Below are 5,774 nucleotides of genomic sequence, written 5' to 3' on the forward strand. Positions count from 1 at the left end.
AACCTGTTTCGGATCCGCGATGCCGCCCATGCTGCTGTTTGAGCCAACGCGGGCTATTAAATAGATCACCTCGAGAAGCAGGAGCGCAGAGAGAATGACAGGGCCGATCCATGCGCCTCCTGCAAGCCATTGACGTTCCTCTTCGCGGGCCTGCGTTCCCAGGTTCAACATCATCACCACAAAAACAAAGAGAACCATGATCGCGCCCGCATAGATGATTACCTCAAGCGCAGCTACCAGGGGAGCGCCCATCGTGTAGAAGACCACGGCCACAGCCAGAAGCGAAACGATCAGATAGAGCAGCGCATGCACGGCTACCAACCGTGTGATGGCCAGGAGCGTGGAAGTCACGGCCACAGCTGCCGCGATATAGAAAGCGAATTCCATGAAAGTCATCATGGCAACAACCTGCGGAGGTCCACCGGGGGCGCTTCATTCTCCGCTTCACCCTTCTCTTTGCCGCCAATCTTCACTCCCGAGACGCGCCAGAAGTTGTAGCCCGGATACTTCCCTGGCCCGTCAATCAGCAAATCTTCCTTCTCATAAACCAGGTTCTGACGTTTGTATTCGGACATTTCAAAATCCGGCGTGAGCTGAATTGCATATGTCGGACACGCATCTTCGCAAAGGCCACAAAAGATGCATCTTGAAAAATTGATGCGAAAGAACTCCGGATAGCGACGCTCGTTTTCATCTTCCGTCGCCTGCAGCGAGATGCAGTCCACCGGACAGACGACCGCACAGAGGTGACATGCTACGCATCGCTCGCCGCCATCCGGGTCCCGCGATAGAATGATGCGCCCCCTGGTGCGCGGCGCCAGATATGGCTTCTGCTCTGGATACTGGATGGTGACCCGCCGGCGAAAGGTGTGCAGGAACACGCTCCAGATGGTTCTCAACAAGCTCAGCATTGCTTAACCCACCTCTCTGAGCGGTTCACTTGAAAGCCGTCACGACGGCCCCGGTTACCACGAGATTGACCAACGCCAACGGGAGCATTACCTTCCAGCCAAGGGACATGAGCTGATCGAAACGCAGCCTCGGTAGCGAAGCCCGTAACAGGATGAAAAAGCAGATGAACGCAAACACCTTCACGAGGAACCATACGAGGGGAGGCAGCCACGGCCCCATCCAGCCGCCGAAGAACAAGACCGTAATCATGGAGGAGATCAGTGTGATGCCAAGGTATTCCCCCACAAAGAACATACCGAACTTCATGCCTGAATACTCGGAATGAAATCCTGCAACAAGCTCAGCCTCGGCCTCCGGAAGATCAAACGGCAACCGCCGTGCTTCGGCCATGCCTGCGATCAGAAACAGAACGAAACCGAGAAATTGAGGAAGCACGAACCACCGATTCCTTTGCGCTTCCACGATTGTCGTCAGGCTGAAGGAGCCAGCAAGCAGCACAACTCCCATCAAGGAAATGCCCATGAAAACTTCGTAGCTGATCATCTGCGCGGCGGCGCGCAGCCCTCCCAGCAGGGAGTACTTATTGCCGGAGGCCCAGCCGGCCAGCACAATGCTGTAGACGCCAAGCGAGGACATACCCAGGAAAAAGAGCAGAGCGATGTTGAGGTCCACAACGATGATTCCCGGAGCAATTGGCAGTACGGCGAACGACAACAATACCGTGACCATAATGATGGCCGGTGCAATAACGAAGACCGCCTTATCCGCAAACGGCGGGATCCAGTCTTCCTTCGTGAATATCTTGATCATGTCGGCGACCACTTGCAGCAAGCCAAACGGTCCGACTCGATTCGGACCGTAGCGATCCTGCCAGAGCGCCAGAAAGCGGCGTTCCACCCAGATGAGCAGCGCCGAAAGGCTGAGCGCCACGATCAGGATTCCGAGAATCGACGCAAGTGGGTAAGGACTGGTCATGTTGCTCGCTCGATCCGGCGCCAGACAGGGAATTCTTCTCCAGAAGCTTCCGGCAGGCCTGTAGGAATTCCTGCGACCCCCGCCGGCAGATCAGGAAGAACCTTCAATGGCAGTCGCTGCTTTACTCCACCGAGTTCGATCTCGACGTCTCCAGCATTTTCATCTAAGTGAAGACTGGCCGCGTCGGCGGCGTTGACGGCCAGGTAGGGCTCAAACGCAAGCTCCGCAACCCCGGGAGCCTGAAGACTAAGTTCCTCAGAGCCGAAGATGTGTTCGATAGGAAGGACCATCCATTCCGCTTCGCGCCGGCTAAAAGCGGCTGGCACTGCGGTGAAGTACTCTCCTCCCTGCGATGGTTCGAACAGGCGAATCCCGGGATCACCTCCGTGCAGTGGCCCGCCAATCTCACTCTGGAATTTGTTCACAGCCTGGATGGAGTTCCAGCCGGGGGTCCAGAAAAATGGTTGTAGTGCGCTGGGCGGTTGGAGAGATGCGCCTTCCATGGAATATGCGAGCGCAGAGTCCGGGTCCTGCGGCGGTTTGGGTTCGACGACACTGACATTCGCGGTGATGGAGGTGAGCCCGCTGTAGCGGTGTGGCTCCCGCGGGATCCTCGCGCCTGCCAACCGAAAATCCGATAGCGGCGCAGCCTTGATTACAGCGGCTAATTCTGGATTCTCTTTTGTGATGGCGGTCAGAACATCGTCGAGAGACGACCAGGTCGGATCGCGCAGCCATCGCCAACTCTCCCGCACCTCTTGCTCCGGCGCGAACACCTGGAAGAACCGTTGTGCGCGCCCTTCGTTGTTGACCAGCGTTCCATCGGACTCGGCAAATGTGCCGGCGGGAAGAAGCAGATCTGCTTTCGCAGTGGTTTGGTTCGCCAGGTGATCGAGCACGATCCGATGAGCCGCCAAACTTAGCAATCCATCCGCCTGTCTCGCTGGGAGACGTCGGTACAGATCGTTCTCCAGAACGATCAGAGCATCGACCTTCCCGGTCAACGCGAGCGCCTCGCTCAGCGGGCGCGCACCCATCAACGCCAGACCGAAACTATTGCACTCGGGTGCAATCAGGCTGAGCGCCGCAGGCCGGCCGATGTCACACAAGGCTTTGGCTACGTTCGCCGCGGATTCTATTACGGACAGGCTCCGGCAACCGGGTCCGGAAACGACCAGTGGTCGTGCCGCGCTTTTCAGTGCGTCTGCAATAGCGCGGGCCAGTTCCCGTATCTCTTCAGGCAAGTTGGGCACTCCCGGCGCATCAGGGTTAACTTCATGAGCAACCGCGAAGCCCAGTCGCGCGATGTCATCGGGCGCGGCCCGGTACGTTCGAGTGGCGACATCATCCAATCGCGTCGCGCCAGACGCCGCAATGAAGAATGGGCCCTTTTGGTCCTGCACCATTTCGCGCACTGCGTCGTCCGTCCACAGAGGAGTGTGCGATTTCCTCGCGGCGTCGAAGGGCTGTTGACGAACTGACTGGCGCAGACTGAGTGCCATCCGGGGTGCGGAGTTCGTGACGTCTTCGCCCAGAATCAGCACAGCATCGGAACATTCAATGTCGTGCAGCGATGGAGACCTGGCAGGCCCGGTCTGAAGAAGCTTCACCATCTTCCCGATCCGCGTCCACTCGCTACCGGCAACTCCTGCAAAAAAGCGATCTTTCCCCACAAGCCGTTGCAGCGCAAAGTTTGCCTCGAGCGAAGCCCTGGGCGAGCCAATGCCGATCGGTCTCTCACTCCTGGAAATGAGAGATTGAAAATGTTGCTCTGCCTCCCCGCCGGAAATCGTCTCTGCGTTGATCTGCGCAGTGCGGATTCTGCCCTCGCTGTTTACAAACTCATAGCCAAAGCGCCCGCGGTCACAAAGAAAGTAGCCGTTCACCTCGCTGTTGAAGCGGTTCACGACCCGGCGCAGCAATCCGTAGCGCTCTCCAACGGTTATGTTGCAGCCCACTCCGCAATGGACGCAAATCGAAGGCGCCATTCGAAGATCCCACTTTCGCGTGTAGTGGTGCCGGAGCGTTCGATCGGTAAAGACGCCAGTTGGACAAATCTCCACCAGGTTGCCTGCGAATTCGTTTTCAAGAACGCCATCTTCGTCCCGCCCGAAATAAACGGCGTTCCCGATGCCAAACGCGTTCAGGTCGCTGCCTCCGGCATACTGGCGATAGAAGCGCACACAGCGGTAGCACTGGATGCACCTATTCATCTCGTGGTAAACGAATGGGCCGAGATCCTGATTCTGAAACGTGCGCTTGGCAAATCGCGTGCGACGGTAATTATGGCCGGTCATCACCGTCATGTCCTGCAAGTGGCACTCGCCGCCTTCGTCGCATACTGGACAGTCATGGGGGTGGTTCAGCATCATTCCCTCAATAATGCCGGCGCGAAAAGCAACCGCTTCGGGATCGAGAATGGAAATGCGGGACTCGGGCACGGCAGGCGTCATGCAGGCCATGACGATTCTCCCGCGAGTATCTTGGTCATCCTTAAATTGCTTGATGGCGCACTGACGACATGCGCCTACCGAACCCAGGGCGGGATGCCAGCAGAAGTACGGCAGGTCGAGCCCGAGCGAGAGACAGGCGTGCAGCAGGTTCTGCTTCGGATTTGCTTCGCAGGCTTTGCCGTCGATGTAGATGGTTCCCATCAGGGTCTCCAGGGGCAACGCTTCTCGTTTATGTGCCGGTCAAAATCATCGCGGAAAAACTTCAACGCACTCTGTAGAGGCTCTGCGGCACCAGGCGCCAACGCGCAAAAGGTGTGCCCTGGTGACCAGAAGTTCGACTGAAAGGAAAGCTTGTCAAGGTCGCCCGGTTCTCCATGCCCTTCCTCCATTGCAGCCAGGATTTGTTTCGCCCAGCCGAGGCCGCTCCAACAGGGCGTACACCAACCACAGGACTCCTGAGCAAAAAAGTGAATGAGATTAGAGGTCATTCCCACCGGGCAGGTCTGATCGTCAAGGACGATCATGGTTCCGGTCCCAAGGCGACTTCCGGCCTTTTGGACTTCGGTGTAATCCATTGGCACATCGAGATGCTCTTCGACGAGAAAATCCGTGGAGGCGCCGCCGGGAAGAACTCCTCGAAACCGCAGCCCATCGCGCATGCCGCCCGCATGCTCTTCCAGGATCTCGCGCAGCGGGGTCCCCATCGGCAGTTCCCATAGGCCTGGACGCTTGACTTTTCCGCTGGCGCCATAGAGCTTCGTGCCAGCATCCCTCGTGCGGCCCAAGCTCTGGAACCAAGCCGCACCCTTTTCAATAATGTGGGGTACGTTTACAAGCGTTTCAACGTTATTGACGATGGTGGGCTTGCCCCAGAGGCCAGATACTTGCGGAAATGGCGGTTTGGCACGCGGGTTGGCGCGCTTGCCCTCGAGCGCGTTCAGCAACCCTGTCTCCTCGCCGCACATGTACCGTCCTGCGCTGATGTGGAGATACATTTCAAGCCCGTAACCCGACTTCAGAATGTCCGTTCCCAAATATCCGGCCGAGTAGGCTTCGGCAATCGCACGTGCCAGTCTTTCCTGCGATAATTTGTATTCGCCGCGGATGAATATGAAGGCGATATCAGCCTGGTTGGCATAGGCCGCCAGAACTAATCCCTCAATCAGCTGATGGGGATTGCCTTCCATCAGGTAGCGGTCTTTGAATGTGCCCGGTTCCATCTCGTCCGCATTGGCCACTACGTATTTGGGTCGCGGAGAACTCTCACCCATGGGCGTAAAACTCCACTTCATTCCGGTGGGGAAGCCGGCGCCGCCACGGCCGCGCAAGCCCGAGGTCTTAACTTCCTCCTGCACTTTCTGAGGCGTCATCTCGCGCAGGGCCTTACGGAGGCCCTGATATCCACCCGAACGCTCATACCCTTGGAGGTTGAGT

Annotated in this window: 5 protein-coding genes; all 5 read right to left on the reverse strand. The window is 57.6% G+C overall.

Annotation, left to right across the window (positions count from 1 at the left end):
* Positions 1–387 (reverse strand): NADH-quinone oxidoreductase subunit J (gene nuoJ, locus VMU57_RS18370; protein WP_325386081.1); only part of this gene is annotated, 387 nt, incomplete at its 3' end.
* An 8-nt stretch (positions 388–395) separates the two neighbouring features.
* On the reverse strand, positions 396–911 hold the full coding sequence (gene nuoI, locus VMU57_RS18375; protein ID WP_325386083.1) for an NADH-quinone oxidoreductase subunit NuoI: 516 nt from the start codon (positions 909–911) through the stop codon (positions 396–398).
* Positions 912–936: 25 nt separating this feature from the next.
* Positions 937–1,887, reverse strand: a complete 951-nt coding sequence (nuoH, locus tag VMU57_RS18380; protein WP_325386085.1) for an NADH-quinone oxidoreductase subunit NuoH — start codon at positions 1,885–1,887, stop codon at positions 937–939.
* Entirely contained in the window at positions 1,884–4,541 is a 2,658-nt protein-coding gene (gene nuoG, locus VMU57_RS18385; protein WP_325386087.1) for an NADH-quinone oxidoreductase subunit NuoG, read from the reverse strand. Before nuoG ends, nuoH begins: the two co-directional genes overlap by 4 nt.
* Positions 4,541–5,774: NADH-quinone oxidoreductase subunit NuoF (gene nuoF, locus VMU57_RS18390; protein WP_325386089.1), on the reverse strand; the 1,234-nt coding region annotated here is incomplete at its 5' end. The genes nuoF and nuoG, both read right to left, overlap by 1 nt.

Source organism: Edaphobacter sp., from assembly GCF_035532915.1.
GTDB lineage: Bacteria > Acidobacteriota > Terriglobia > Terriglobales > Acidobacteriaceae > Edaphobacter.